At 64.7% G+C, this 25,825-nt stretch carries 27 protein-coding genes; 18 read left to right on the top strand and 9 right to left on the bottom strand.

The features are described from left to right. The first annotated feature begins 92 nt into the window (after positions 1-92). From RMQ73_RS05535 to RMQ73_RS05520, 4 genes are all read left to right on the top strand, one after another. The gene (locus tag RMQ73_RS05535) at positions 93-1,400 is read left to right on the top strand and encodes a serine hydrolase domain-containing protein (RefSeq protein ID WP_310497074.1); all 1,308 of its coding nucleotides are present in this window, start codon (positions 93-95) and stop codon (positions 1,398-1,400) included. After that, positions 1,397-1,798 (top strand): DoxX family protein, encoded by a 402-nt coding sequence (locus RMQ73_RS05530; protein WP_310497073.1) that lies wholly within the window; start codon positions 1,397-1,399, stop codon positions 1,796-1,798. Before RMQ73_RS05535 ends, RMQ73_RS05530 begins: the two co-directional genes overlap by 4 nt. Positions 1,799-1,862: 64 nt before the next feature. Further along, positions 1,863-2,222, top strand: coding sequence for a YciI family protein (locus RMQ73_RS05525; RefSeq protein WP_310497072.1), 360 nt, complete (start codon positions 1,863-1,865; stop codon positions 2,220-2,222). Between the two features lie 8 nt (positions 2,223-2,230). Next, the gene (locus RMQ73_RS05520) at positions 2,231-2,893 is read left to right on the top strand and encodes a hypothetical protein (RefSeq protein WP_310497071.1); all 663 of its coding nucleotides are present in this window, start codon (positions 2,231-2,233) and stop codon (positions 2,891-2,893) included. On the opposite strand, the gene RMQ73_RS05515 is transcribed toward RMQ73_RS05520, so the two are convergent. Next, a complete protein-coding gene (locus tag RMQ73_RS05515) occupies positions 2,863-4,290 on the bottom strand; it encodes an amidase (protein ID WP_310497070.1) in 1,428 nt (475 codons plus the stop codon). The two genes, RMQ73_RS05520 and RMQ73_RS05515, sit on opposite strands and share 31 nt — an antisense overlap. A 10-nt stretch (positions 4,291-4,300) precedes the next feature. Then, positions 4,301-4,849 (bottom strand): TetR/AcrR family transcriptional regulator, encoded by a 549-nt coding sequence (locus RMQ73_RS05510; protein ID WP_310497069.1) that lies wholly within the window; start codon positions 4,847-4,849, stop codon positions 4,301-4,303. 214 nt (positions 4,850-5,063) lie between these two features. On the opposite strand from RMQ73_RS05510, the gene RMQ73_RS05505 reads away from it, so the two are divergent. The 3 genes from RMQ73_RS05505 (at position 5,064) to RMQ73_RS05495 (ending at position 9,859) form a co-directional block, all read left to right on the top strand. Next, positions 5,064-7,433, top strand: a complete 2,370-nt coding sequence (locus RMQ73_RS05505) for a TonB-dependent receptor (protein ID WP_310497068.1) — start codon at positions 5,064-5,066, stop codon at positions 7,431-7,433. Positions 7,434-7,536: 103 nt separating this feature from the next. Then, a complete protein-coding gene (gene ligA / locus RMQ73_RS05500) occupies positions 7,537-9,588 on the top strand; it encodes an NAD-dependent DNA ligase LigA (protein WP_310497067.1) in 2,052 nt (683 codons plus the stop codon). 127 nt (positions 9,589-9,715) lie between these two features. Continuing rightward, positions 9,716-9,859, top strand: a complete 144-nt coding sequence (locus RMQ73_RS05495; RefSeq protein ID WP_310497066.1) for a hypothetical protein — start codon at positions 9,716-9,718, stop codon at positions 9,857-9,859. Here the strand turns inward: RMQ73_RS05495 and RMQ73_RS05490 are convergent. From RMQ73_RS05490 to RMQ73_RS05470, 5 genes are all read right to left on the bottom strand, one after another. Then, a complete protein-coding gene (locus RMQ73_RS05490) occupies positions 9,856-10,755 on the bottom strand; it encodes a 50S ribosomal protein L11 methyltransferase (RefSeq protein ID WP_310497065.1) in 900 nt (299 codons plus the stop codon). The two genes, RMQ73_RS05495 and RMQ73_RS05490, sit on opposite strands and share 4 nt — an antisense overlap. Continuing rightward, on the bottom strand, positions 10,752-11,450 hold the full coding sequence (locus RMQ73_RS05485; protein ID WP_310497064.1) for an SDR family oxidoreductase: 699 nt from the start codon (positions 11,448-11,450) through the stop codon (positions 10,752-10,754). Before RMQ73_RS05485 ends, RMQ73_RS05490 begins: the two co-directional genes overlap by 4 nt. Positions 11,451-11,488: 38 nt before the next feature. Continuing rightward, positions 11,489-12,010 (bottom strand): ATP-binding protein, encoded by a 522-nt coding sequence (locus tag RMQ73_RS05480; RefSeq protein ID WP_310497062.1) that lies wholly within the window; start codon positions 12,008-12,010, stop codon positions 11,489-11,491. Further along, positions 12,007-12,573 carry a nicotinamide riboside transporter PnuC gene (gene pnuC / locus RMQ73_RS05475; protein ID WP_310497060.1) on the bottom strand — a complete coding sequence of 189 codons (567 nt, stop codon included), beginning with the start codon at positions 12,571-12,573 and terminating at the stop codon, positions 12,007-12,009. Before pnuC ends, RMQ73_RS05480 begins: the two co-directional genes overlap by 4 nt. A gap of 72 nt (positions 12,574-12,645) precedes the next feature. Further along, entirely contained in the window at positions 12,646-15,144 is a 2,499-nt protein-coding gene (locus RMQ73_RS05470; RefSeq protein ID WP_310497059.1) for a TonB-dependent receptor, read from the bottom strand. A 265-nt stretch (positions 15,145-15,409) separates the two neighbouring features. Between RMQ73_RS05470 and RMQ73_RS05465 the strand changes: the two genes are divergently transcribed. Genes RMQ73_RS05465 through RMQ73_RS05455 form a run of 3 tightly spaced genes read left to right on the top strand, consistent with a single transcriptional unit; the run spans position 15,410 to position 17,257 of the window. Further along, a complete protein-coding gene (locus RMQ73_RS05465) occupies positions 15,410-15,910 on the top strand; it encodes a GNAT family N-acetyltransferase (RefSeq protein WP_310497058.1) in 501 nt (166 codons plus the stop codon). Then, a complete protein-coding gene (locus tag RMQ73_RS05460; protein WP_310497057.1) occupies positions 15,903-16,880 on the top strand; it encodes a phosphotransferase family protein in 978 nt (325 codons plus the stop codon). Before RMQ73_RS05465 ends, RMQ73_RS05460 begins: the two co-directional genes overlap by 8 nt. Further along, positions 16,880-17,257 carry a DUF6285 domain-containing protein gene (locus RMQ73_RS05455; RefSeq protein ID WP_310497056.1) on the top strand — a complete coding sequence of 126 codons (378 nt, stop codon included), beginning with the start codon at positions 16,880-16,882 and terminating at the stop codon, positions 17,255-17,257. Before RMQ73_RS05460 ends, RMQ73_RS05455 begins: the two co-directional genes overlap by 1 nt. 24 nt (positions 17,258-17,281) lie before the next feature. On the opposite strand, the gene RMQ73_RS05450 is transcribed toward RMQ73_RS05455, so the two are convergent. Both RMQ73_RS05450 and RMQ73_RS05445 read right to left on the bottom strand, forming a co-directional pair. After that, entirely contained in the window at positions 17,282-17,716 is a 435-nt protein-coding gene (locus RMQ73_RS05450) for a cupin domain-containing protein (protein ID WP_310497055.1), read from the bottom strand. Then, a complete protein-coding gene (locus tag RMQ73_RS05445) occupies positions 17,716-18,963 on the bottom strand; it encodes a cytochrome P450 (RefSeq protein ID WP_310497054.1) in 1,248 nt (415 codons plus the stop codon). Before RMQ73_RS05445 ends, RMQ73_RS05450 begins: the two co-directional genes overlap by 1 nt. 85 nt (positions 18,964-19,048) lie before the next feature. On the opposite strand from RMQ73_RS05445, the gene RMQ73_RS05440 reads away from it, so the two are divergent. The 8 genes from RMQ73_RS05440 to mdh form a co-directional block, all read left to right on the top strand. Further along, positions 19,049-19,471, top strand: a complete 423-nt coding sequence (locus RMQ73_RS05440; RefSeq protein ID WP_310497053.1) for a DUF1330 domain-containing protein — start codon at positions 19,049-19,051, stop codon at positions 19,469-19,471. 81 nt (positions 19,472-19,552) lie between these two features. After that, positions 19,553-19,957 carry a succinate dehydrogenase, cytochrome b556 subunit gene (sdhC, locus tag RMQ73_RS05435; RefSeq protein ID WP_310497052.1) on the top strand — a complete coding sequence of 135 codons (405 nt, stop codon included), beginning with the start codon at positions 19,553-19,555 and terminating at the stop codon, positions 19,955-19,957. A 2-nt stretch (positions 19,958-19,959) separates the two neighbouring features. Further along, a complete protein-coding gene (sdhD, locus tag RMQ73_RS05430; protein WP_310497051.1) occupies positions 19,960-20,340 on the top strand; it encodes a succinate dehydrogenase, hydrophobic membrane anchor protein in 381 nt (126 codons plus the stop codon). 18 nt (positions 20,341-20,358) lie between these two features. After that, complete coding sequence (gene sdhA / locus RMQ73_RS05425; protein WP_310497050.1) at positions 20,359-22,146, top strand: succinate dehydrogenase flavoprotein subunit; 1,788 nt, start codon at positions 20,359-20,361, stop codon at positions 22,144-22,146. A gap of 32 nt (positions 22,147-22,178) precedes the next feature. Next, positions 22,179-22,964 carry a succinate dehydrogenase iron-sulfur subunit gene (locus tag RMQ73_RS05420; protein ID WP_310497049.1) on the top strand — a complete coding sequence of 262 codons (786 nt, stop codon included), beginning with the start codon at positions 22,179-22,181 and terminating at the stop codon, positions 22,962-22,964. A gap of 240 nt (positions 22,965-23,204) precedes the next feature. Further along, positions 23,205-23,690, top strand: a complete 486-nt coding sequence (locus RMQ73_RS05415) for a PaaI family thioesterase (RefSeq protein ID WP_310497048.1) — start codon at positions 23,205-23,207, stop codon at positions 23,688-23,690. A gap of 1 nt (position 23,691) precedes the next feature. Further along, positions 23,692-24,804, top strand: coding sequence for a cell division protein ZapE (gene zapE / locus RMQ73_RS05410; protein ID WP_310497047.1), 1,113 nt, complete (start codon positions 23,692-23,694; stop codon positions 24,802-24,804). A gap of 114 nt (positions 24,805-24,918) precedes the next feature. Beyond that, the coding region (gene mdh / locus RMQ73_RS05405; protein WP_310497046.1) for a malate dehydrogenase at positions 24,919-25,825 on the top strand (907 nt) is incomplete at its 3' end.

Below are 25,825 nucleotides of genomic sequence, written 5' to 3'. Positions count from 1 at the left end.
GAGCGCCGCGAGGAAATTGCCCGCATGTTGTCGGGCGCCGATGTCACCGAAGAAGCCCGCGCGCAGGCCGCACGATTGTTGGAGAGAGCGATATGACCGAAATGACCATCGACCGCCGCAGCATGATGGCGGCCGTAGCCGGCACGGCGCTGGCCAGTGCGGTGCCGGCGGCGGCGCGCAGCAGCGAGCCTGTACTCAGCACCGGTGCGCTGCAATCGCTGATTGATTCCTATGTATCGGCCGGACGCGTGCCGGGCGCGGTAGTGGCACTGGTGACGCCCGGCAAGCATCGCCCGCAGTTCCTCAGCGCCGGGACAATGGCCTTTGGCGGCAGCGAAAAGGCCACGCCGGATTCGCTGTGGCGCGTCTATTCCATGTCCAAGCCGATCACTGCCATGGCGATCATGCAGCGCGTGGCCACCGGCGAGCTCAAGCTGGATCAGCCGGTATCCGAAGTGCTGCCGGAATTTGCCGGGCAGCGCGTGCTGGTCGATCCGGCCAAGGGGCTGGACAGCGTGCCGACCGACAAGGTGATGACGTTCCGCCACCTGCTGACGCATACGTCGGGCCTGAGCTATGCCATCAACGGCGAAGGCGCCCTTGAGCGGGAATATCGCCGTGTCGGCGTGCAGCCCGGCTCCATCAACGGCTTTCTGCGTCCCGGCGACGCGCCGCTGCCCGATCTGACCGGCATGGTCACGGCGCTGGCCGGGCTGCCGCTGTGGCAGGCGCCGGGCACCGGCTGGCGGTATTCGGTCGGGCTGGATGTGGCCGGCGCCGCGCTGGAACGGCTGACGGGGCAGGGCTTCGACAAGGTGCTCGATACGCAGTTGTTCGGGCCGCTGGGCATGAAATCCACCGGTTTCTGGGCGCGGGAGCCAAGCCGGCTTGCCGATAACTACGCCTGGTTCACGCCCGATGGCCGGCTGCTCGACAAACCGCAGCCGATCCGGCCCATCGAACGCGACGGTTTCACGACACGGCCGAAACTTCTGTCCGGCGGTGGCGGGCTCGTGGCCTCGGCGCGCGATTATGCGCGATTTGCCCAGATGCTGCTCAACGAGGGCGAATTCGAAGGGCGCACGGTGATGCCGCGCGGCACTGCCCGGCTCGCCATGTCCAACCTGATGCCGCAGGGGCTGTTTTTCGAAGGCAGGAACGGCTTTGGCGCCGGCGGGCGGCTGACGCTGTTCGACACGCGCAATGGTGATGCAGGCGGCAGCGTCAACGGCAGTCCGGCAGAGGCTTATGGCTGGGGCGGCGCCGCCGGCACGTTGTTCATGGTCGACCGGGTGCGGCAGTTGGCCGTGGTCGTGATGTTGCAGTTCATGCCGTTCAACCGCTTCCCGTTGGAAAAGGACATGGGCCAGGCGCTCAACCGCGACGCAGCGTCCCGGTGACTCTGGAGGGGGGCAGGACTGCCGCACGGCTGGTGCTGGCCATCATCTATGGGTTTGTCGGCTATGTGCATCTGCGCAGCCCGGAAGGGTTTCTGCCGATCATGCCCGATTTCGTGCCGTTCCCGCGCGAGGTCGTTCTGCTGACCGGTGTTGCCGAAATTTTCGGTGCCATCGGGCTGCTGCTTCCCCGTCTGCGCCGCGCCGCCGGCTGGGGGCTGGCCGCCTATGCGGTGTGCGTGTTCCCGGCCAATATCAAGCATGCGGCCGAAGGCATCGCGCTGGGCGGCACGGTCATGGGCTGGGGTTATCATGTGCCGCGATTGATGCTGCAGCCGGTTCTGGTCTGGTGGGCGCTGTTCGCCGGCGGCATCACGTCCTGGCCGGTGCGGCGGGGATAGGGCAATTTTTGTGGTCGCCGCGACATTGCCGGGATAGCATGCCGTAGCGGCGAGGAGGCTGGTCATGCGCGTGATGGTATTTGTGAAAGCGACCGAGGAGAGCGAAAGACCCCTGCTTCCCACGGCCGATGATATGGCGGCTATGGACTTGTTCAACGACGCGTTGCAGGCGGCGGGCATATTGCGCGCCGCTGACGGACTGAGGCCCACATGTCACGCCGTGCGTGTGGCTTTCGATGGTCCCGGTCGCACCGTCATTCCTGGCCCGTTCACCCCGGCGCACGAGCTTGTCGCCGGCTTTTGGCTGTGGGAAGTCAAGGACATGGACGAGGCCATTGCATGGGTAAAGCGCTGCCCCAATCCCATGCCTGGCCCAAGCGAGATCGAGATCAGGCCGTTGTACGAGGAAGCTGATTTCGCCTGAGGGATCACATGTTCATCGGTCATTTCGCCGCCAGTGTCGCGGCCAAGGCGCTGCGACCGGCGCTGCCGTTCTGGGCCTGTGTCGGGGCGGCGCAGCTGCTGGATATCGGTTGGGGCACGCTGGTGATGGCGGGGGTGGAAAAACTGCGGCTGGTGCCGGGGCTGCCGGGCTCGCCGCTCGATCTGTATTTCATGCAGTATACCCACAGCCTGCCCGCCGCGCTGCTCTGGTCGCTGCTGGCCGGGCTGGTGGCGGTGCGGCTGTGGGGCAGGGACGGCTGGTGGATTGCTGCCGTGGTGTTCTCGCACTGGCTGGCCGACTTGCTCGTCCACCGGCCCGATTTGCCGCTCGGGCTGGGCGGGCCAAAGGTCGGGCTGGGGCTGTGGAACCTGCCGATGGCCGAGATGATCGTGGAACTGGGCCTGCTCGGCCTTGTGATGGGCATGTGGGTGGCGGCGCGCCGGGATGCGGGGCTGGCGGCGCGGCCGGCGATCGGCTGGTTTGCCGCGATGCTGGTGCTGGCGCTCGTCAATGCGCTGCCCGGCAAGCCGCCATCACCCGCTGGCATGGGCGCGTTGGCGCTGTTTGCCTTTGGTGTGGCGATTGCGGTCGGCTGGCTGGTGGACCGGGCCGATGCGGCTCAGGCGCGGTTGGCGGGCAGTCCTTCATAGGCGCGGCACCAGTCCGCGTTCTGTTCGAACGCCTGGCCGATGCGGCACAGCAGCGCCTCGGCACCGGCTGCGCCCATCAGTTGCAGGGCGACAGGCCGGCCATCGTCGCTGACGCCGCAGGGCAGCGTGAGGCTGGGCGTGCCGGCAAAATCGGCCGGCACTGTGTGGACCATCCGCACATGGTTGAACCGCGCGGACGTGGCCGCCATGCCGCCATACAGGTCGATGTCCATCTCGAATGTGATGCCGCCTGCCGGTGCGACCAGCGCGTCGCAGCCTGCAAGCACAGCGGCAAAGCGCTGGTTATAATCCGCACGCGCGGCCCTTGCCGATGCGATGCTTGCGGCATCAAGGCTGGACCCGAACGACAGGAAATCGCGGAAATAGTCGCCATAATCCGCCGCGCTTGATGGCCAGGTGGAGGCATGGGCCAGAACCGCTTCGTGCGAGCACAGCGCAAACCACACCGGCACCATCGATTCCGTGTCGGCTGGCATGGTCACATCCACGATCGTCGCGCCCATCGCCGCAAATCGTGCCAGCGCAGCCTCGATGGCCGCGACAACCTCCGGCGCGGTGCCATCGGCGTTATACCGCCGGTCAACACCCAGCCGCAGGCCGGCAATAGCGCCGCCGATGCCTGTCATCATGTCCGGCGCAGGGCCGGCAAGGCTGGTCGGGTCGGCTGGGTCGGCGCCGGCCATGGCCTGCACCAGCAACGCCGCATCACCGACATGCCGGGCCAATGCGCCGATGTGGTCGAGCGAGCCGGCCAGTTCGAGCACGTCGGCGCGGCTGACCCGGCCATAGCTGGGCTTGAGGCCGACAACGCCATTGGCCAGTGCCGGAAAGCGAATCGAGCCGCCGGTGTCGGTGCCGATGGCGGCAAAGCACAGCCCGGCTGCCACCGCGACGCCCGAGCCGCTGGACGAGCCGCCTGGCCACAGCGTTTTCCCCCATGGATTCACCGGCACGGCAAAGCTGCGGTGATAGCCGGCCATGGCGCCTTCGGTGAGGTTGAGCGTGCCCAGAATGACCGCGCCGGCGGCGTCTAGCCGGGCGACACAAAAGGCGGTGACTGGCGATACGGCATCGCGCCGGAATGCCATGCCGCCGGTTTGCGGGACGCCGGCGATGGCGCACAGGTCCTTGACCGCCACCGGAATACCGTGGAGCGGGCCATGGTCAAGGCCCGCCGCAAGGTCTGCATCGGCGCGCGCGGCTGCTGCGCGGGCGCGATCAGCGGTAACGGTGACATAGCTGTGGAAATGCCCGTCGCGCGCCGCGATGCGCGCCAGCATCATGTCGGTCAGCGCGGCGGATGTCACCGTGCCGGCCCGCAGTTGCGCGCCCACTTCGGCGATGCTGGCAAAGGCGAGTGTGTCGGAAGTTGTCATGCCGCCAGTCTTAGCGCGGCCGCAGCCCTTCGCCAATCAGTCTGGCTGCGACTTCGGCGACGGCATCGGGCGACATGCTTTCGTCCCAGACGCCGAAACGCAGCCCGAGGAACACGTTCATGCCCATGATGGCCCAGGCCCGCACCATCATGTCGCCATCGGAAATCTCGCCGCCCCCGAACGCCTGAGTGAGCGAATGGGCATAGCCTTCGGCAATTTCGACATAATGGCGGCGATAGGCGTCCTCGGCGACAAACGCGCTTTCGTCGATGATGCGGTACATCGCCTTGTGGTGCCGGACAAAGCCGATGAAGGCGGCAATGCCGGCGCGCTCACCCGCCAACCGGTCGGGCGCGGCAAGGATGTGGGGCGCAACATGTTCCCGCATTTGCCGGCTCATGTCGGCGACAAGGGCGCGGAACACCGCCTCCTTGGACTCGAAATAGGTGTAGAAGCTGCCAGTCGCCACACCGGCGCGCTGGCAGATCCGCGTGATTCCGGCCTCGTAGTAACCGGCTGCGCCAAATTCTTCTGCGGCTGCATCGAGAATCGCGCGCAATGTTCGTTGCCCGCGCGCCGTGCGCGGCACCTTGCTTCCACTGGATGCACCAGCGGCAGGGAGGGCTGGATAAGGCGGTTGCGGCTTTCCGGCCACATTCAGCGACTTTGGCATGATCCCCCTCATGAACCCTAGTTGAATAGTGGTTCATGTTTCACTATGCTGGTTCCAACAGGCGCGCAAGTCTTGTGCGCCGCACGCTGGGGAGACTGTCATGGCCACAAAGTCAACATTGCGCAGCCTGTTGCTGATTGGTGCCGCTCTGGGCGGCGTCACGCCGGCGCTGGCCGCGCCGCAGGAAGTGGCGCCCCAGCCAATGACGACGCCGGCCGCCGTGCGCGATACCTTTGCCGCGGTGCCAGCCGACATGGAGGAAGGCGAAATCATCGTGTCGGCGCGCCGCCGTGATGAACGCCTGCTCGATGTGCCGGTTGCCGTCACTGCCTTTGCCGCTGCCGATCTCGAACGTCTTCAGGCTGTTGACCTGACCGGTCTGCAGGCTGCCGCCCCCAATCTCAATCTGGTGCAGGGACGCGGATCGGCGGCCAGCGCCAACATCTTCATTCGCGGCATCGGCCAGCCAGACGCGCTCCAGACCTTCGATCCGGCCGTCGGCGTCTACATAGACGGTGTGTATCTCAGCCGCATCCAGGGCGCGCTGCTTGGGCTGTTCGACGTCGAGCGGATCGAAGTGCTGCGCGGGCCGCAAGGCACCTTGTATGGCAAGAACACCACCGGCGGCGCCATATCGATCGTGTCGAAGAAACCCGATCTCGAAACCTTCAAGGCTGCCGGCTCGGCGCTTTATGGCAGCTATGACCAGATATTGCTCAACGGCTATGTCTCCGCGCCGCTGGTCGGCGACCGGCTGGCGCTCAGCCTTGCGGCACAATGGGACAAGCGCGATGGCCTGGTGACCGACCCGCGCACCGGCCGGCGTTACAATGACCGCAATTCAGCAACGGTTCGCGGCATCCTGCGTGCCAAGCCGACCGACACGGTCGAAGTGCTGCTGTCTGCCGACTACAACCGCCAGCGCACTGGCCTGACCTTGGGATATGCGACCGCACCGCTGCTGCAAACCAGCCTGTTCCCGGCTGGCGTGACGACGCTGGTGCCGGCCGAGCCTTATGGCCGCTATGATTTCCGTGCCTCGACCAGCTTTCGCGGCAACGAGGGCCAGCGGCTCGACCATTGGGGCCTGAACCTGACGGTAAATGCCGAATTGTCGGACGTGTACAGCCTGTCGTCGATCACGTCCTATCGCAAGCTCAGTCCCGACCTGTTCATCGATATCGATGCCAGCCAGGCCGAGCTTGGCGATGTCTTTGTCGGCATTCGGCAGCAGCAGTTCTCCCAGGAATTGCAGCTGAAATGGGATACCGACAATTTCACCGGCGTGGTCGGGCTGTTCTACCTTGATGAAGCCGTGCGTTCGCATCAGGAAGCTTATGCCGACGACCTGTTCACCTTTCTGGGTGGGCCGGTCAGCTTCACGCGCTTCATCGACGACCGGCAGAAAACCCGCAGCTACGCCGCCTTCGGCCAGGCGAGCTACAAGTTCACCGACCGGCTCAGCCTGACGGGCGGCCTGCGCTATACGCATGAAACCCGCGCCTACAACCGGTTCACCACGACCAGTTCCAGCGCGGCGTTCCTCAACAATGTCACGTTCCGTTTCCCGGACAATCTGCCGGCGCCCCTGAATGCCAACAACGAATTGGCATTCGATGCCTGGACGCCGTCGATCAGCCTCAGCTTCAAGCCTTCGCCCGACCAGACGCTGTATGTCTCGGCCAGTCGTGGCTTCAAATCCGGGGGCTTCAATGGCCGTGCCAACAGCCTCAACGACCTGACGCTGGTGGTGAACGGCACCCCGACGCTGGTGACAAGTTTTCGCCCCGAAACGGTCTGGACCTATGAAGCCGGCGCACGCGGCAGCTTCCTGAATGGCCGGGTCTATCTTTCGGCGACGGCCTTCCTGTCGGATTTCCGGGATTTCCAGGCGCGGGTCGGCGGCGGGCTAGTCGGCGCGACGGGCGTGTTTCCCGTGTTGAACGCGGGCCGGCTGCGCATGTTCGGATTTGAGGGCGAAGCGGTCATCAAGCCGACCAGCCGCTGGAACCTGCGCGCCTCGATCGGCACGCTCGATGCGAACTACCGCGAATTCAACGATGGCCGCCGTGTGCCCCCGCAGACCTTCAGCTGCAATCCCACCGGCCAGGCCATCACGTGCCAGCCGGCGTTTGCACCGCCGATCACACTGGCACTTGGCAGTGATTATCGTATCCCGATTGCCGGCGCCGGCACGGTGACATTCGGCAGCGATGCGCGGTTTGTCGACGCCCATTGGCTGAGCGTGGACAACCGCCCGGGCCTGCGCGAACCCGGCTATTGGGTTGCCAATGCCACCATCCGCTTCGACGCCGAGGACGCCCGCTGGTATCTGCAAGGCGGGGTGAAGAACCTGTTCGACACGCTGTATCGCACTGACGGGCAGGAATTCAGCTCGGTCGGCAACATCCAGACGGTCTATTACGGCGACCCGCGTACATTCAACGTGATGGCCGGCTTCAAATTCTAGGCCCTGCATCCTGCGCGACCTTTCCCCGGCGGGGAGAGGTCGCACGCCGTTACCGCCCCGTCACATGTTGCCGCCGCGCCCCCGCGCCTGATAAGCCAGCCGCATGACCGCATTGCCCCAGACCGACACCGAAGCCGCTGCTGAACTGGCGCGGCTTGCCATCGTCATCGCCGAGCATGGCCGGCGCTATCACACCGAAGACGCGCCCGAAATCAGCGACGCCGACTATGACGCGCTTGTGCAGCGCAATGACACCATCGAGGCGGCGTTCCCGCATCTGGTGCGCGAGGACAGCCCGCGCTGGCGAGTGGGATCAAAGCCTGCCGCCGGATTTGGCAAGGTCGTCCATGCCAAGCCGATGCTCAGCCTCGACAATGTGTTCTCGGATGACGAGGCGCTGGAATTCGTGGCGCGTGTCCGCCGCTTTCTGGGGCTGGCCGATGACGAACCGGTGGCCCTGTTGGCCGAGGCCAAGATCGACGGCCTGTCGGCATCGCTGCGGTTCGAAAATGGCCGGCTGGTCACGGCGGCAACGCGCGGTGACGGTGCCGAGGGCGAGGATGTCACCGCCAATATCCGTCATGTCAGCGGGCTTGCCCTGTCGTTGCCGCCGGGCGCACCGGCCATCACCGAAGTGCGCGGCGAGGTGTACATGACCAAGGCGGCCTTTGCCGATCTGAACGCCCGGCAGGCCGGCATCGCCGGCAAGATCTTCGCCAATCCGCGCAATGCGGCGGCAGGGTCCTTGCGCCAGCTTGACCCGTCGATCACGGCGCAGCGTCCGCTCGCCTTCATTGCCCATGGCTGGGGCGAAATGAGCGCCATGCCCGGCGAGACACAAACGCAGGTGATGGCGGCGCTGGGCGACTGGGGATTCGACCTTGGCCCGCTGCGCCGGTCGTGTGCGGACATGGCCGAAGCGCTGGATTTCGCCCGGGACGTGGAGCGGCAGCGCGCCGACCTGCCGTTCGATATCGACGGCGTTGTCTACAAGGTCGAACGGCTCGACTGGCAGGCGCGGCTGGGGCAGGTGGCGCGCTCGCCGCGCTGGGCCACGGCCCATAAATTTGCTGCCGAACAGGCTGAAACGACGCTGATTGCCATCGAAATCCAGGTGGGCCGCACGGGCGCGCTGACGCCGGTAGCGCGATTGCAACCTGTGACGGTGGGCGGAGTCGTTGTCACCAATGCCACGCTGCACAACGAGGACGAAATTCGCCGTCTGGACGTGCGCCCCGGCGACCGCGTGCGGTTGCAACGCGCCGGCGATGTCATCCCGCAGATTCTGGCTGTTGTCCCCGGTGCAGCGCCGCGCTGCGAACCTTGGGTGTTTCCCGATCATTGCCCGGTGTGCGGCGCCGCCGCCGTGCGAGAGGAAGGCGAAGTCATCCGGCGCTGCACTGGCGGCCTGACCTGCGCGGCACAGCGGCACGAACGGCTGCGCCATTTCGTGTCGCGCAGCGCACTCGATATCGAAGGGCTTGGCACCGAGCGGCTGGAGGTGTTTGCCGACCAGGGCCTGATTGCATCACCGGGCGATATTTTCCGGCTGGCGGGCAAGCGCGAGGCGCTGCTGGCGTTGCCGGGCTTCAAGGAAAAATCCGCCGACAAGCTGCTTGAGGCCATTGCGGCGCGGCGCGGCGTGGGGCTGGACCGTTTCCTGTTCGCGCTGGGCATTAGCCATGTCGGCGAAGTGACGGCGCGTGACCTTGCCCGCCATTATGGCAGCGCCGAAGCGGTGAGGGACACTGCCGGCGCGCCCGATGCACTGGCGCAATTGACGGCGATAAACGGCATCGGGCCGATCGTGGCCGAGGCCCTGATCGATTTCTTTGCCGAGCCGCACAACCGCGATACCTTTGCCGATCTGCTGGCCGCCATCGCGCCAACGCCGCTGCCTGCGGCGCAGGCCACGGCGCTTTCGGGCAAGACCGTGGTGTTCACCGGATCGCTGGCCGGCCTGACCCGGGACGAGGCGCGGGCGCAAGCCGAAGCTCTGGGCGCGCGGGTCGCAGGTTCGGTGTCGGCCAAGACGGATCTGGTGGTGGCGGGCGCGGATGCCGGCTCGAAACGCGCCAAGGCTGAGGCGCTGGGCGTTGCAGTCACCGACGAGGCGGGCTGGCTTGCCATGGTGGAGAACGCAAAAGCAGGATAATTTGCCGCATATGCAGAAATTGCATGGCTGATGGCTGTAATGCTGCACTGCAAAAGACTGTCATGCTGCCGTAATCCCCTACTCATCCGGTGGGAATTGGCCCGCCAGATGGGCAGGAGCCTGAACCATGAAGATCATGACCACCGAACTCGAACCGCAGCAGCGCCCCCGGTCGCATGTTGCCCTGGCGCAGCCCGCGCCCCTGCGCCGCAAGCCGCGCCTGATGCTGATACCGGTTACCGGCGAAACCCGCCTGTTCCACGCACTCTAAACGCCGGCTTTGCGCGTCAGCACCAGGCAGGGCCATTCGGCCCGGCGCGGCCATTGCGCCGGCACAAGGCCGTGCTTTCGATAGGCATTGGCCACCGCCCGTGCCTGGTGGCGCAGCAAGCCCGCCAGCACCAGAACGCCGCCCGGCGCCAATGCGCAAGCAAGATCCCGGCTGATGGCGATCAGCGGCGGCGCGAGGATGTTGGCGAAAATCAGGTCATAGGGCGCGCGCCGCGACAGCCCGAGTGATTCCATGCCCGGCGCCACCAATGTCAGGGCATGGCCGGCCGCTGAACCCAGTTTCTGGCCATTGTCCCGCACATTGGCGTTGGTCACGGCGATGGAGATCGGATCGATATCGCTGGCCGTGATCCGCGCATCGGGCCAGCGCATCATTGCCGCCAGCGCCAGCACGCCGGTGCCGGTGCCGATATCGGCGATATTGTGAAACCGCTGTCGCCGTGCCAGCCGGTCCAGCGCCGCCAGGCAGCCAAGTGTCGTCGCATGCTGGCCAGTGCCAAACGCCAGCCCCGCCTCGATGGCGATGGCCCGGTCGCCGGGGCGCACCTTATCGGCATGGGCGCGGGTGTGGACGATGAAACGCCCGGCGCGCACCGGTTCAAGCCCGCGCTGTGACAGGGTGGTCCAGTCGTCCTCGGGCAGTTCAGCGACCAATATGTCCCGCGCCGACGGAAAATGCGCGGTGATGCGGTCCAGCCATTCCTGCGGCGGCGTTTGCGCGAAATAGGCGGTCAGCAGCCAGTCATCCGGCTGGTCCGGGTCCGGCTCCTCGACGTTCAGCGTCGGCGGATCGATCAGTTCGGGAAAGATATCGCCGATTTCCGGAAGGTTTTCGGCATCGCGGCGATTGCACCAGAGCGTGAGCGTGACGGTCATCGAACGTAGCTGGCGCCGTTGATATCAAGTGTCGCGCCGGTCAGCGAAGCCGGCGCCTCCAGCGCCAGCCAGCGGATGGTTTCAGCGACTTCCTCGGCACCGGCGACGCGCCCTAGCGGAATGTCGGCCAGCAGCTTGTCGCCGCCGCGACTGGAGAGGTATTCCTCGGCCATGCCGGTCATCGTAAAGCCCGGCGCCACGGCAAAGGCCAGTATGTTGTCAGCCGCAAAGCCGCGCGCGATCGATTTGGTCATGCCGATCATGCCGGCCTTGGCGGCGGCATAGTGCCAGTGTTTGGGCGAATCGCCGCGATGCCCGGCGCGGCTGGCGACATTGACGATGCGGCCGCCGCCAGACGCGCGGAAATGCCTGACTGCATGGCGGCACAAGTCGGCGGCGGATTGCAGGTTGATGGCGTGGCTGCGTGCCCAGGCTTCGGCAAAGGCGTCGTCGCTGTCATCGATATCGGCGGTTTCGAACACGCCGGCATTGTTGACCAGCACATCGATGCGGCCGCCGCAGCGTTCCAGCGCTTCGGCCCAGAGCGCGTCGGCAGCGCGGGGCAGGGCGAAATCCGCCCCAATGAACCCGCCTCCGCCCTTTGTGGATTGGCCGACGACGTTATGTCCCGACAAAGCCGCCACAGTGGCTGCGCCAATGCCGCGTGAGGCGCCGGTGAGAAGAATATTGACCATGTGCCCCTGTCGCGCGGCGCGGCATATCTTGTCCAGAGCTAAACCGGTTCCAGCCCCAACAGCTGGATGGCCGCCTGTGCCGCCATGAAGCGCGCGCGCCAATCGCCGCCGATGGTCACGGCACGAATACCGCGCTGCTGCAGTTCCTCGCTGACTGCGCTGGCGAAACGCAACCGGTCGGTCCCGGAAAACTGCCGCGTGCCATCCTCGATCCAAGGCGTATCGGGCGACATCAACAGGTACAGGTCGGCGTCTGCCGGCATCGCCGAAAGCAGCGCATCGCGGCTGCCATACAGCATGAACTGCCAGGCCGAAGTCATCACCACATCGGTGTCCTCGACAATCAGGCGCGGCGCAGCGGCCTCCAGTGCCATGCGGCGGGCGACATGTGTGGCGGCAATCTCCCGAAGTGCAGCCGTAGTAAAGTCGAGGCCATTGGTCTCCGCCCATTCCCGGCCATATTCGGGCATGGTGATCCCGCCGAATTTCGCCGCCAATCGAGGCGCAAGCCGCGATTTTCCGGTGCTTTCCACGCCGGTCAGGCAGACACGCAGCGTCATGGAGCCGTGTCTGCGGCCAGCATCAGCGTCCACGCCCGCCAGGAGTAGAGCGCGATGGTCAACAGCAAGCCGTAAAGCCCCGCCGTGATCCACAGGTCTTGTCCGGCAAACAGCGCAATGGACATGATGTTGACACCGGCCCAAAGCGGCCAGCTCTGCACATAGCGGCCATTGGTCAGCACCTGGGCGACCAGCGAAAAGGCAGTGACTATGCCGTCGCTGATAGGGGCAGCGGCATTGGTCTGGTGCAGCAACAGGGCCAGCGCCGCGCTGCCCAGCACACCGGCCATCATGACGCACGGCCACCACCGCGCCGGCATGGTGCGCACCGCGACCTCGCCGGAATCGGTCGGCGCCCGCCGCCAGGCCATTAGTCCGGCAAGTTGTGCCAACAGAAAAAACATCTGCAATCCGGCCACGGCGTAAAGCCGCGCATCGAAGAACACCCAGGCGTAGATCGCCACCGCCGCCATGCCGGCCGGAAAGTTCCAGACCGAACGCCGCGCCAGCAGCGCGCTGTTCATCAGGAGCAGGATCGCGGCCAGTGTTTCAAGCGGTGACATGGCGGCCCTTCACGCAAAAGGGGGTGCCCGCATTGCAGACACCCCCATATCGCAGGCTGAATGCAGAAGCGATCAGAAGCGGTAGCGCACCAGGCCGCCCCATGTGCGCGGCTGGTTACGATAGCCGGACAAGGTGCCGGCCTGTGCCACGCCCGGGAAGATCGTCGTGATCCAGGCTTCGTTGGTGATGTTGCGGCCCCACAGCGCCACTTCCAGACCATTGGTCATGGCGAGCGTGATGGCGGCGTTCATGTTGTTGACGCTGCGCTTGAGCTGCACAGTGCCTTCGGCGAGCTGCGTCGGGCTTTCATGCTGGTAATCGGCATGCAGCATCAACTTGGCAGTGTCGCTGACTTCGATCTTGTAATCGACGCCAAAGGACAGTGCGAACTGCGGGATGCCGGCAGGACGACGACCGGTCAGATCGGTCGGGACGACGCTGAACGTGCTGGTCTGCAGCGCGGAGCCACCAGTGAACTTGTCGTATTTCGGATCAAGATAGGTGAAGTTGGCGGTGATGCTGAAGTTGCGAACCGGCGTGATGACCGTATCGAGCTCGATCCCGAACGTGGACTGCTGCTCGGCGTTGGCCAGCACAAAGCCGGTGCCGTTGAAGATGTTGCCCTGGAAGCCATTCAACGTCTGCTTGAACATCGCAAAGTTGAAGGCAAAGCCCTCGAAATTGCCCTTCAGGCCGATTTCGAACACCTTGGCATCCTCGGGACCGGCGAAACGCGTGCCGGTGGTGAGGTTGACCGGCAGGTTGGCGCCAAGCGCAGTGCGGATCGGCGATGTGCCAGGTGCCGGCGACTGTGCCGGCGATCCGGGGATGAAGTTGGCAGCCGTGGGACGCGAATCCGCAGACAGGTTGATCGACGATGCCTTGAAGCCGGTGGCATAAGTCACATAGGCGTTCAGATTGTCGGTCGCCTTCCACGCGAGGCGCACGGTGTAGGACAAGTCATTGTCTGCAGTGCGGCCATCTTCGACAGCGTTGGGGTAGTTGAGGAACGGCGGCAGGAACTGCAGCGCGCGCAAGCCCAGGAACGGGTTGGCTGCTGTGTTGGCAACCGACGCCGGTACACCGGCGCGCACGCCGGCCAGCACCAGGTCAAGGCCGGAGAACACGTCCGTGCTGCTGTTGTTGGTTGCTACCTTCTTGCGGTCGCGGGTGTAGTTGGCACCGACGCTGAAGGTCAGGCGGTCGTTCAGCTCGTAATCGGCCGAGCCGAAGATCGAGATGGCACGGTCCTGATAGTCATATTTTTCGAAACGGCCCTGGCCCTGACCGCCGAACTGGCCAGCGGGGGTGCCCGGCAGCAGCGCGCGCAGCGTCGGCTCCAGGCCGCCATAATTGCCGCCAGACAGCAGGTTGGCATAGTTGCGGAAGTCCCGGCCGAACGTCAGGGCGGCATCGACATCGATGTTTTCATGGAAGTAGAAGGCGCCCACCAGGAAGTTCAACGGGCCATCGAAGTTCGATGCCACCCGCGCTTCGGCGGTGAAAGTGTCGATGTTGGTGGTGTTGCGGTTGGAACCGATGATGTCGGCGCTGGTGAAGTCGGAATCGGCGTTGGTGTCCTGACGCACGCCGCGATAGGCGCCGATGAAGGTCAGGTCGAAGTCGCCGACATTGGCATCGGCCTGGCCTGAAAAGCCGTAGTTCTTGATCTTGTTCGATGACGGGAAGTTCGTCGCGCTGGTCAGGGCCAGCGGCTGGTTGGAGATCAGCCGGCCGCCCACGGCGCGCACGGCATTACCGGTCGGGCCATCGACGATGTTGACCACCGAGCAGCAATTCTCGTCGATGTTGTCGTAATCGGCGATCAGGCGCAGCTTGAAGTCATCGCTGGGCTTGATCAGCAACTGGCCGCGGACGCCCCAACGATCACGCTCGTTCTCGTTGATGTTCTGCGTGATGTTGCGGACATAGCCATCGCGCTTGTTGACGTTGACAGCGGCGCTGAACGCCACCTTGTCGGTGATCGGCGCCGTGATTTCGGCGCGGGCTACGATGGCGTTGAAATTGCCGTAGGAAAATTCGCCGCTGCCGCCCAGTTCAAATTTGGGCTCGGCGGTGATGATCGAGATGATGCCGGCCGATGCGTTCTTGCCGAACAGCGTCGACTGCGGGCCGCGCAGCACTTCGACGCGCTCGAGGCTGGGAAGATCGCCGATCTGGGCAGCCGAGCGCGAACGATAGACGCCGTCGATGAACACGCCGACCGACGGTTCGATGCCGGCATTGTTGGCGCCGTTGCCGAAGCCGCGAATGATGAAGTTGGTGTTGGCCGAGCTTTGCAGCTGCGAAACGCGCAGCGACGGCACGAGCGTCTGGAGATCAAGTGCGTCACGAATCTGTGCGTTTTCGATCTGCTGCTTGCCGGTCACCGACACCGAAATCGGCGTGTCCTGCAGCGTCTGGGCGCGCTTGGAGGCAGTGACGATGATTTCAGCCGATTCTTCGCCTTCGTCGGCGGCGACTGCCTGTGCCGAAACGGCTGTGGCGGCAAAGGCAGTGCTGGCAAGCGATGCGAGCAAGGTTGCTCGCAGGGTGGTGGAGATACGCATTATGGACCTTCCCAAAGGATAAGCTGGTAGCGGGCTTCGGGCACTTCGGGTCCGTATCACCCGTATCGGATGGGCGACCCCCAGCCGAAACAAATGGTGGATTACCGGCGTTTGCGGGTTTTGGGAACCCCGCAACCGTGGCATGATGGCAACAGTTGCGCGCTGAATGAGCCGAATCTGGCTCTGGCGCTTGTTCCCGCTGACACTATGGTGACGCATCGGAACATGGGGCGGGGAGCCGGGCATTTTGCGTGAATGGTTGTTGATGAGCGATCGGCTTACGATCCGGCCGATGCGGGTCGCCGATGCCGAGGACTGGCACGGAATCCGCAGCGCAGCGCCGTTTGATCCCCTTGAGCGGCCGGTGTCGGAAAGCATTGCCATCATCAGCGCGATGCAGGACCGCGCCGGGGTGGATTCTGATGGTTGGCAACAGTTCGCCATCCTCGACCGCGCCGACCGGCTTGTCGGCGATCTCGGCGTGCGCTTTTCGGCGCCGCGCCTTGCCCAGGCGGAAATCGGCTTTGCCATCGCGCCTGACTGGCAGGGGCAGGGGCTGGCGACCGAAGCCCTGGAGCAGATGGTCAAGGCGCTGTTCAAGGCCGGCCGCCGGCGGCTTGCAGCGGTGACGGATTCGCGAAATCGCCCGGCGCAGCGTGTACTCGAACGCTGCTGGTTCCGTCTCGAAGGCCGCTTTGTCGAAAGCTGGCGCGACGGCGATGACTGGTTCGACGAACTGGCCTATGCGCGGCTCGTCCATGACTGATCCGTCGCCCGGCGTCGTCGCGCGTATCATCGGCGCCGAAGTGACCCGGATCGAGGCGTTGTCGGGCGGTGCATCGTCTGCGACCTGTGCGGTTGATGCCATCAAGGACGGTCAGGTATGGCCGCTGATCCTGCAATGCGCGGCTGCCGGGTCGGTGCCGGAAGGCGGCCTGCCACGCGTGGCGCAGGCGATGTTGCAGCGCCGGGTCTATGAACACGGGCTGCCCGTGGCCGAAGTGGTGGCGATCCTGTCGCCTGAAGATGGCCTTGGCGAAGGTTTTGTCATGGCGCGGTTGCCCGGCGAGGCGCTGGCGCCCAAGTGGCTGAAACTGCCGGAATATGCCCCGGCGCGGGCGGTCTTGACGCAGCAATGCGCCGCTGTGCTGGCGCGGCTGCATGCCCTGCCGCTGACAATGGTGGCCGATTTGCCGCTGCCGGCCGGCTCGACGGCGCAGATGCTGGCCCGGATGGAAGAAAATTACCGGCATTTCGGCGTTGCCTCGCCGGTGTTCGATCTGGCCTTTGCGTGGCTGCGCGAACGCTGCGGCGACCGGGCGCCCGTCAATATTGTCCACGGCGATTTTCGCAGCGGCAACCTGCTGGTGGCGCCCGATGGCCTGACCGCTGTGCTCGACTGGGAACTGGCGCATCTGGGCGACGGCGCCGAGGATCTGGGCTGGCTGTGCGTCAATGCCTGGCGCTTTGGCGTCTGGCAAAAGCCGGTGGGCGGTTTCGGAGAGCGCGAAGACCTTTACGAAGCCTATGCGGCGGCCGGCGGTGCGGCGGTGGACCGGACCCGCGCCCATATGTGGGAAGTGTGGGGCACGCTGCGCTGGGGTCTGTCGTGCCTGCAATTGGGCAATGACCATGTGTCGGGCCGGGTGCGGTCCGTCGAGCGCGCTGCCATCGGCCGCCGCGTCTCCGAAGTCGAACTCGATCTCGTCCACCTTATCCGTTTCGGGGACATCTGATGGCCGAACAGATCGAAGCCGCCGCGCTGATCGAGGCCGTGGCTGGCTTTCTGGCCGAGGTCGAGGGCACATTGTCGGGCCGCCGCGCCTTTCATGCCAAGGTGGCGCAAAACGCGCTGGCTATCGTGGCGCGCGAACTGGCGCAGCAACCGCGTGACGCCGAACGCGCCGCGCTGGCAGGTTTTCTGGGCGCCGACAGCCGTGCTGATGCCGGCCTCGATGCCCTGCGCGCCGAACTGTGCGGACGATTGCGCGCCGGGCAACTGACAGCCGAAACGCCGGGGCTGCTGGAGGCCCTGCAAGTCGCGGTCATGGCCAAGGTGGCAGTGGACAACCCCCGTTATGCGACATTCAAGCGGCTGTCAGGGGGCGGCTGATCCGCAGGGGCCACCTCAGGGCGCTTATTTCCGCCGAAAGCCTTCGCGGTCCAGGTGCATGTCGATATCCGGGTAATGGCATTCATCCGTGTCGGGCATGTCGGTGCCGATGGCGACAAAGCTTGCTGGCTGGTTGCTGCGGTTCTGCAGATGATGGCCATTGGCGGCGCCGGCCGGGAAGATCGCAATGTCGCCGGGACGCAGCAGGGTTTCGCCCTCTTCCTCCACCAGCACGGCTTCGCCCGAGATCATCACCACCATCTCGTCCTCATGGCTGTGCCAGTGGCGCTGGCTTGACCAGGCGCCCGGCGCGAGCGTGACGAGATTGGCGCCGAACTGGCTCAGCCCGCCTTCCTCGCCGACCGCCACTCGGCTGCGACCTGCCACTTCGCTGTCATACGGCGGCAGATAGCCACTGCCGGTCAGGACGGGCAGGGCGGCGGGATCGACCTTGGGCATCAGTGTCGCTCGATGATGACCGGCATGGTTCGGAAACCATGGACAAAGCTTTGCGGAACGCGTTCTACTGGGCCAGTCTGGCGCACGGTCATGCGGCGGGCGAGCATTTCCTCGAACAGGATTTGCAGCTGCAATTCCGCCAATCGCGCACCGACGCAGCGGTGGACGCCGAAACCGAACGACAAATGCCGCCGGGCATTGGGGCGGTTGATGTCGAAACGCTCGGCATCGGGAAACACGCTTTCATCGCGGTTGCCCGAAATATACCACAGCACGATCTTGTCGCCCTGTTTCACTGGCACGCCGGCGATATCGGCATCGCACAGCGCCGTGCGCCGCATATGCGCCAGCGGCGTCTGCCAGCGAATGATCTCGGCGACCGCGCCCTGGATGCGGCCCGGATCGGCGATCATCTTTTCCCATTCCTGTGGATACAGGTTCAGTGCCTCGATAGCGCCAGACATGGAATTGCGCGTCGTGTCGTTGCCGCCGACGATGAGCAGGATATAATTGCCGGTGCGTTCCTGAAACGGCATGTCGCCCATCGCATCCGAATGCGCCATCAGCGAAATGAGGTCGCTGGTTGGCGGCAGTGCTTTGCGCTGCGCCATCAGCGCATCGAGCGCATGTGTCATGTCGATGAGATGCTGCTGCCGGATATCCTTGGTGGCAGGGTTGAGCGCTGCTTCGATATCGCCGCCCCAGTCGGACCACAGCGTCAGGTCGCGCCGCTTTTCCCAGGGATAATCGAACAGGATCGCCAGCATCTGGGTGGTCAGCTCGGTAGACACCGTGTCCACCCAATCAAACGGCGTCCCGATCGGCAAGGCGTCGAGCAAGTCAGCCGTACGCAGCCGCACCTGCTCGGCCATGCGCTGGATTTCGCCGGGGCCAAAGGCGGGCGAAACCGTGCGGCGCTGCTCGCCGTGGCGCGGCCGGTCCATGGCGATAAACTGCGGCAGATTGAATTCACCGAACAGGTCCACGACCGTAATGCCGCCGAATTCATGGCTGGAGGAAAAAATGTCGGGCCGGGCCTCCACGGCCTGGATATCGGCATGGCGGCTGACGGACCAAAAGGGGCCGAACGGGCTATTGGCCTGATAGTGCACCGGCGCTTCGGCGCGCAGCCGGGCGAATACCGGCCGCCAGCTGTCTTGCGCGTACAGGCTGGCATCGCTGGGGTCGATGGCCTCAAGTGGCACATTCATGTCATCCGAAAGGTCGCCGCGCGCGATGGTCGCCATGTCATCCTCCCCAAAATGCCTGCGGCTTTTGCCGTCTGATGGTGGGATGCTAACCTTGATTGTTCCTTCTGCCGAGTCCCCTCATATGACCAGTATCGACCGTTCCATTGACCCTAGCGCCGATCAGGTGCGCAGGCTTCGCGATGCGGGCCGCGATGGCCCAGTAGTCATGCTCAACCTGCTGAAATTCAGGGCTGATGCCGACTATCCCGCCGACGCCGGCATGGCGCCGTGCAGCGGCATCGAGGCCTATGCGCGCTACCAGCACGCCTTTACCGTCACGGTCGGCGCCATCAGCCAGGCGCAGGTGCTGTACGATGGCCCGGCCGAGCAGGTGTTCATCGGCATGGCCGGCACGCCCGAAACGGATTGGGACAAGGTGCTGCTCGTGCGCTATCCCAGTCGTCAGCATTTTCTCGGCATGATGGCCGATGCCGGCTACCGCGGCGCGCTGGTCCATCGTTATGCCGGGCTGGCACGCACCGTTTTGCTGCAATGCGGCGGTTAGGCAGTTGCGCTGACCGGCACAGGCATTAAGGACTACGGCATTGTCGGTGCGCCGGCACAGTTTGTTTTACTGGGGAGTCTCATGGGCAATCGTCCCACTGCGCCGCGGCCCTTGTCGCCGCATCTGACCATCTGGCGGTGGCAGGTGCATGCGATCGTGTCGATCATGCACCGCATCACCGGCAACGCCATGGCGCTGGGCGCGGCCTGGCTGTTTCTCTGGTGGCTGCTTGCTGCGGCCAGTGGCCCTGCGGCCTATCAGGATTTCCGCGCTGTCGCGTTCGGTCCCATCGGCATGATCATCGCCATTGGCTGCACCTGGCTGCTGTTCCAGCACATGGCATCGGGCGTGCGGCATCTGATCATGGATACCGGCGCCGGCTATGATCTTGTCGTGTCGCGGCGTTCCGCGATGCTGACATTCGTGTTTTCGGCCGTGGCCACCGCACTGGTCTGGGGTTTCATCATGTTCACCAAGGGGCTTTGACCGTGGGTGCGGGAACCGATCTCGGCCGGGTGCGCGGCCTTGGTGCCGCCAAGGAAGGCGTGCACCATTGGTGGCTGCAGCGCGTCACCGCCGTTGCCAATCTGGCGCTGATGCTGTGGTTCGTGGCGTCGCTCGCGCGGTTGCCGGCGCTGGATTATGCCAGCGTGACGCTATGGCTGCGGCAGCCTGTCGCTGCGGTGCCGATGCTGCTGATGGTCATCAGCGTTTTCTGGCACATGCGGTTGGGCGTGCAGGTTTTCATCGAGGATTACTTGCAAGGTACGCGCCGCATGGTCGCCATGCTGGCATTGAATTTCTACGCTTCGGCGGGCGCGGCGGCCGGCATGTTTGCCGTGCTGAAAATCGCTTTCGCCGCCGCCTGACTGGGTTTGGAGAGTAACGTGGCCGCAGCCTATCAGATCATCGATCATGTGTATGACGCCGTTGTCGTCGGTGCCGGCGGCTCTGGCCTGCGTGCGGCCATGGGCATCGCCGAAGCCGGGTTGAAAACCGCCTGCATCACCAAGGTGTTCCCGACCCGCAGCCACACGGTCGCGGCGCAGGGCGGCATCGCCGCCAGCCTTGGCAACATGGGTCCGGATCACTGGACCTGGCACATGTACGACACGGTCAAGGGCAGCGATTGGCTCGGCGACCAGGACGCCATCGAATATCTGTGCCGCGAGGCGCCGGCCGCTGTCTATGAACTCGAACATTTCGGCGTGCCGTTCAGCCGCACCGAAGCGGGGCGCATCTATCAGCGCCCGTTCGGCGGCATGATGCAGAACATGGGCGCCGGCCCGCCCGCGCAGCGCACCTGTGCCGCCGCCGACCGCACCGGCCACGCCATGTTGCACGCGCTCTATCAACAAAGCCTCAAATACAGCACCGACTTCTATATCGAATATTTCGCCATCGACCTCATCATGGACGGCGGCGAGTGCAAGGGTGTCATCGCCATCAACATGGACGATGGCAGCATTCATCGTTTCCGCAGCCATCAGACCGTGCTGGCCACCGGCGGCTATGGCCGCTGCTATTTCTCCGCCACGTCCGCGCACACCTCGACGGGTGACGGCGGCGGTATGGCGATCCGGGCCGGCGTTGCGATGCAGGACATGGAATTCGTGCAGTTCCACCCGACCGGTATCTATGGCGCCGGCGTGCTCATCACCGAAGGCGCACGCGGGGAGGGTGGTTACCTCACCAACGCGGCCGGGGACCGTTTCATGGAACGCTATGCCCCGTCCGCCAAGGACCTTGCCAGCCGCGATGTCGTCAGCCGGTCGATGGCCATGGAAATCCGCGAAGGGCGCGGTGTCGGTGCCGAGGGCGACCATATCAACCTGCACCTCAACCATATCGACCCGGCCGTTCTGCACGAACGCCTGCCGGGCATTTCGGAAACCGCCAAGGTGTTTGCCGGCGTCGATGTCACCCGGCAGCCGATCCCGGTCACGCCGACCGTGCATTACAACATGGGCGGCATCCCGACCAATTATCACGGCGAAGTCGTGACGCTGAAGGACGGCAACCCCGACAGCGTCGTGTCAGGGCTGTTTGCCGTCGGTGAAGCGGCTTGCGTCTCGGTCCACGGCGCCAACCGCCTTGGCTCCAACAGCCTCATCGATCTGGTGGTGTTTGGCCGCGCCACTGCGCACCGCATCGCCGCAATCCAGAAACCCGACACACCCCATGCCAAGGTGTCTGCCGCCGCCAGCGATTTCGCCATCGGGCGGCTCGATGGTTTCCGCCACGCCAAGGGCGGCAGCAGCACGTCCGAGGTGCGGCTGGCCATGCAAAAGACCATGCAGTCGAACGCCGGCGTGTTCCGCACCAGCGAAATCCTCGACGAAGGCGTGCGCAAGATCGACGCCGTCTATCAGCGCATGGCCGATATCGGCATTTCCGACCGATCACTGGTGTTCAACACCGACCTGATCGAAACGCTGGAACTCGACAACATGATCGGGCAGGCCGTGCTGACGATGCACATGGGCCAGGCCCGCCACGAAAGCCGCGGCGCGCACATGCACGAGGATTTTCCGGCCCGCGATGACGACAAATGGATGGTGCACAGCCTCGGCTGGTTCCGCGACGGCGGCGTCGAATTGGCTGCGCGCCCAGTGCATGATTACACGCTGTCGGACGACATCGAATATATCAAGCCCAAGGCACGGACGTATTGATCGCCATCAGAAGAATCTGACAGGAAGTTGTAATGGCTGAGTTTTCTCTCCCCGCGAACAGCAAGATTTCCAGCAATGGCAAGGCGTATCCCGCCCCCGCCGGTGCGGCACGAACCAAGACGTTCAAGGTCTATCGCTGGAACCCCGACGATGGCCAGAACCCGCGCTATGACAGCTATGCGCTCGATCTCGATGCCACTGGCCCGATGGTCCTGGATGCGCTGATCAAGATCAAGTCCGAGGTCGATTCGACGTTGACCTTCCGCCGTTCGTGCCGTGAAGGCATCTGCGGATCATGCTCGATGAACATCGATGGCACCAACACGCTGGCCTGCACCAAGGCGATTGCGGACGTGAAGGGCGAAGTGGTCATCACGCCGCTGCCGCACATGGAAGTCGTCAAGGACCTGGTGCCCGATTTCAAGCATTTCTATGCGCAATATGCCTCGATCAAGCCGTGGCTGCAGACGGTCACCCCGGCACCGTCCGGCGAGGAACGGCTGCAAACCGTCGATGACCGCGCCAAGCTGGATGGGCTGTACGAGTGCATTCTGTGCGCCTGCTGCTCGACGGCGTGCCCCAGCTATTGGTGGAACAGCGACAAGTTCCTCGGCCCGGCCATCCTGCTCCAAGCCTATCGCTGGCTGGCCGACAGCCGCGACGAGATGACCGGCGAGCGGCTCGATGCGCTGGAGGATCCGTTCCGCCTGTATCGCTGCCACACGATCATGAATTGCTCCAACGTCTGCCCCAAGGGGCTGAACCCGGCCAAGGCGATTGCCGAGATCAAGGTGATGATGATGGAGCGGGCCGGCTAGGGCTGCGGCGCCCCCCGCGCCGCCCGCGCCGCGCCACGGTGCGACGTCACCCCCGCGAAGGCGGGGGTCCATCTCCCGCCTTCGCGGGTTAGGCGCAACCTGATCTGTCCTTGCCTTAGCAGCAGTCCGGCGATGGACCCCCGCCTTCGCGGGGGTGACGGGGGAGCGCGGGCCTTGAAGGGCTGACCCGGAACACCTCTCCCACTGGACGCTGCGGCGCGTGGGCGCTACTCCGCAGCCATGACACGCGAACTCATCACCGATGGCCCCAATGCGGGGTGGATCTGCTGGCGCCGAGAGCCTGACGGGCGCTTTGCGTCGCTTTTGGGCGATTTCTATTTTCGGCAGGGCGATCACGGCGTCGAATGCCGGATGGAAACCGACCGCCGGCACAGCAACGGGCTGGGATACATCCATGGCGGCTTCATCATGTCGTTCATCGACATGGCGATGTTCGCCTTCATCTTTCGCCAGCTCGAAAACTCCGCAGCCGTGACCCTGTCCTGCGCCACGGATTTCCTGTCGGCAGGCATTGTCGGCAAACCGATCGAGGCATCGGGCGAAATACTGAAGGAAACCGGCAAGATGCTGTTCGTGCGCGGGCTGGTGACGCAGGACGGTGTCAATGTCGCCAGTTTCACCGGCACGATGCGCAAGATCCCGCGTCCGGCGCGCCCGCTGGGTGACGGCGCCAGCAGCCGGCCGGAATCGCATCAGGTCGATTGAATTGGACAAGGTTGCCGCCGCCTATGCCCGGCTGGTGGCGGCGGGCGAACTGAAACCCGATGCCGCGCAGTCGCAGGTTGCGGCGCGGCTGGATACGCTCGCTGCGGCGCTGGCCGCTCCGCCGCCGCAGTTCGGCCTATGGGCGCGCCTGACCGGCAGGGCGCCGGCGCCTGTCCTGCGCGGGCTTTACATCTGGGGCGGGGTCGGGCGCGGCAAGTCCATGTTGATGGACCTGTTCTTCACGCACGCCGATGTGACGCCCAAGCGCCGGGTGCATTTCCATGAATTCATGGGCGAAATCCACAGCGCCATCCATGACGCGCGAAAGGCCGGCCAGCCTGACCCGTTGATGGCCGTGGCCGCCGATGTGGCGGCGGGCGCGCGCCTGCTGTGTTTTGACGAGATGCAGGTCAAGGACATTGCCGATGCCGCCATCGTTTCGCGGCTGTTCACCGCCTTGATGGATGCCGGCGTGTGTGTGGTGACGACCAGCAACCGTGCGCCGGACGACCTCTACAAGGACGGGCTGAACCGCCATCTGTTCCTGCCGTTCATCACGTTGCTGCAACAACGCCTTGATGTCGTGGCGCTGGACGGCCCCACCGATTACCGCATGCAGCGGCTGGCCGGCACGCGCGCCTGGCATGTGCCGAACGGTCCGGCGGCGACGCAGGCCATGGCGGCGGCGTTTTTCCGCATGACCGATTATCCCGTCGAGGACCGCGCGATGGTGCCGACCGAAACGCTGGAAGTGCCGGGCGGGCGCATGCTTCATGTGCCCAAATCGCTCAAGGGCACGGCGGTGTTCTCGTTCAAGCGGCTGTGTGCCGCCGCGCTGGGTGCTGCGGATTATCTCACCATCGCAAGGCATTACCATACCGTGTTCCTGGTCGGTATCCCCGTGCTCGGCCCGGAAAACCGCAACGAGGCGGCGCGGTTCGTGACGCTGATCGATGCGCTGTATGAATACAAGGTCAAGCTCATCGCGTCGGCAGATGCGCAGCCGGCGGCGCTGTATCCGGCCGGTGACGGCGCGTTCGAATTCCAGCGCACGGTCAGCCGGTTGATGGAAATGCAGTCGCAAACCTATCTGGCGCTTGGTCATGGCGAATAAAACGCCGTAACTTCCTGTGACTTTTGTCCGTCACCCTCATGCTGCGGTTGCACAGCCGCCCGCACCGGACTATCCCGCACTGCGACATTCAAAGCCGACTCAAGAGGAAATTCCATGGCCCGCAAGAAGATCGCGCTGATCGGCGCTGGCAATATCGGTGGCACGCTGGCGCATCTCGCCGCCGCCAAGGCGCTGGGTGATGTGGTGCTGTTCGACGTGGTCGAAGGCGTGCCGCAGGGCAAGGCGCTCGATCTGTCGCAGTGCGGCCCCGTCGAAGGCTTTGACGTCAATATCAAGGGCACCAACGATTACGCCGATATCGCCGGCGCCGATGTCATCATTGTGACGGCCGGCATCGCCCGCAAGCCGGGCATGAGCCGCGACGATCTGCTCGGCATCAATCTCAAGGTCATGAAGGCTGTGGGCGAGGGCATCAAGGCCAATGCGCCGGGCGCCTTCGTCATCTGCATCACCAATCCGCTCGATGCCATGGTCTGGGCGCTGCGTGAATTTTCCGGCCTGCCGCATCACATGGTGGTCGGCATGGCTGGCGTGCTCGACAGCGCGCGGTTCCGGCATTTCCTGGCCGATGAATTCAAGGTTTCGGTCAAGGACGTCACGGCCTTTGTCCTCGGCGGCCACGGCGACACCATGGTGCCGGTCATCGAATATTCGACCGTCGCCGGCATTCCAGTGCCCGATCTCATCAAGATGGGATGGTCCACCAAGGAGCGCATCGACGCCATCGTGCAGCGCACCCGCAGCGGCGGCGGCGAGATCGTCGCCTTGCTCAAGACCGGCTCGGCCTATTTTGCGCCCGCCACCAGCGGCATCGCGATGGCCGAGGCGTATCTGCATGACCAGAAGCGCGTCATCCCCTGCGCCGTGAACCTGACGGGGCAATATGGCGTCAACGACCTTTATGTCGGTGTGCCATGCATCATCGGTGCCGGCGGCGTCGAAAAGGTGGTGGAAATCGCGCTGACACCCGAGGCACAGGCCAATTTCACCGTCTCGGTGG

Source organism: Sandarakinorhabdus sp. (genome assembly GCF_031430775.1).
GTDB lineage: Bacteria > Pseudomonadota > Alphaproteobacteria > Sphingomonadales > Sphingomonadaceae > Sandarakinorhabdus.
This window is presented reverse-complemented; position numbering and strand designations above follow the sequence as displayed.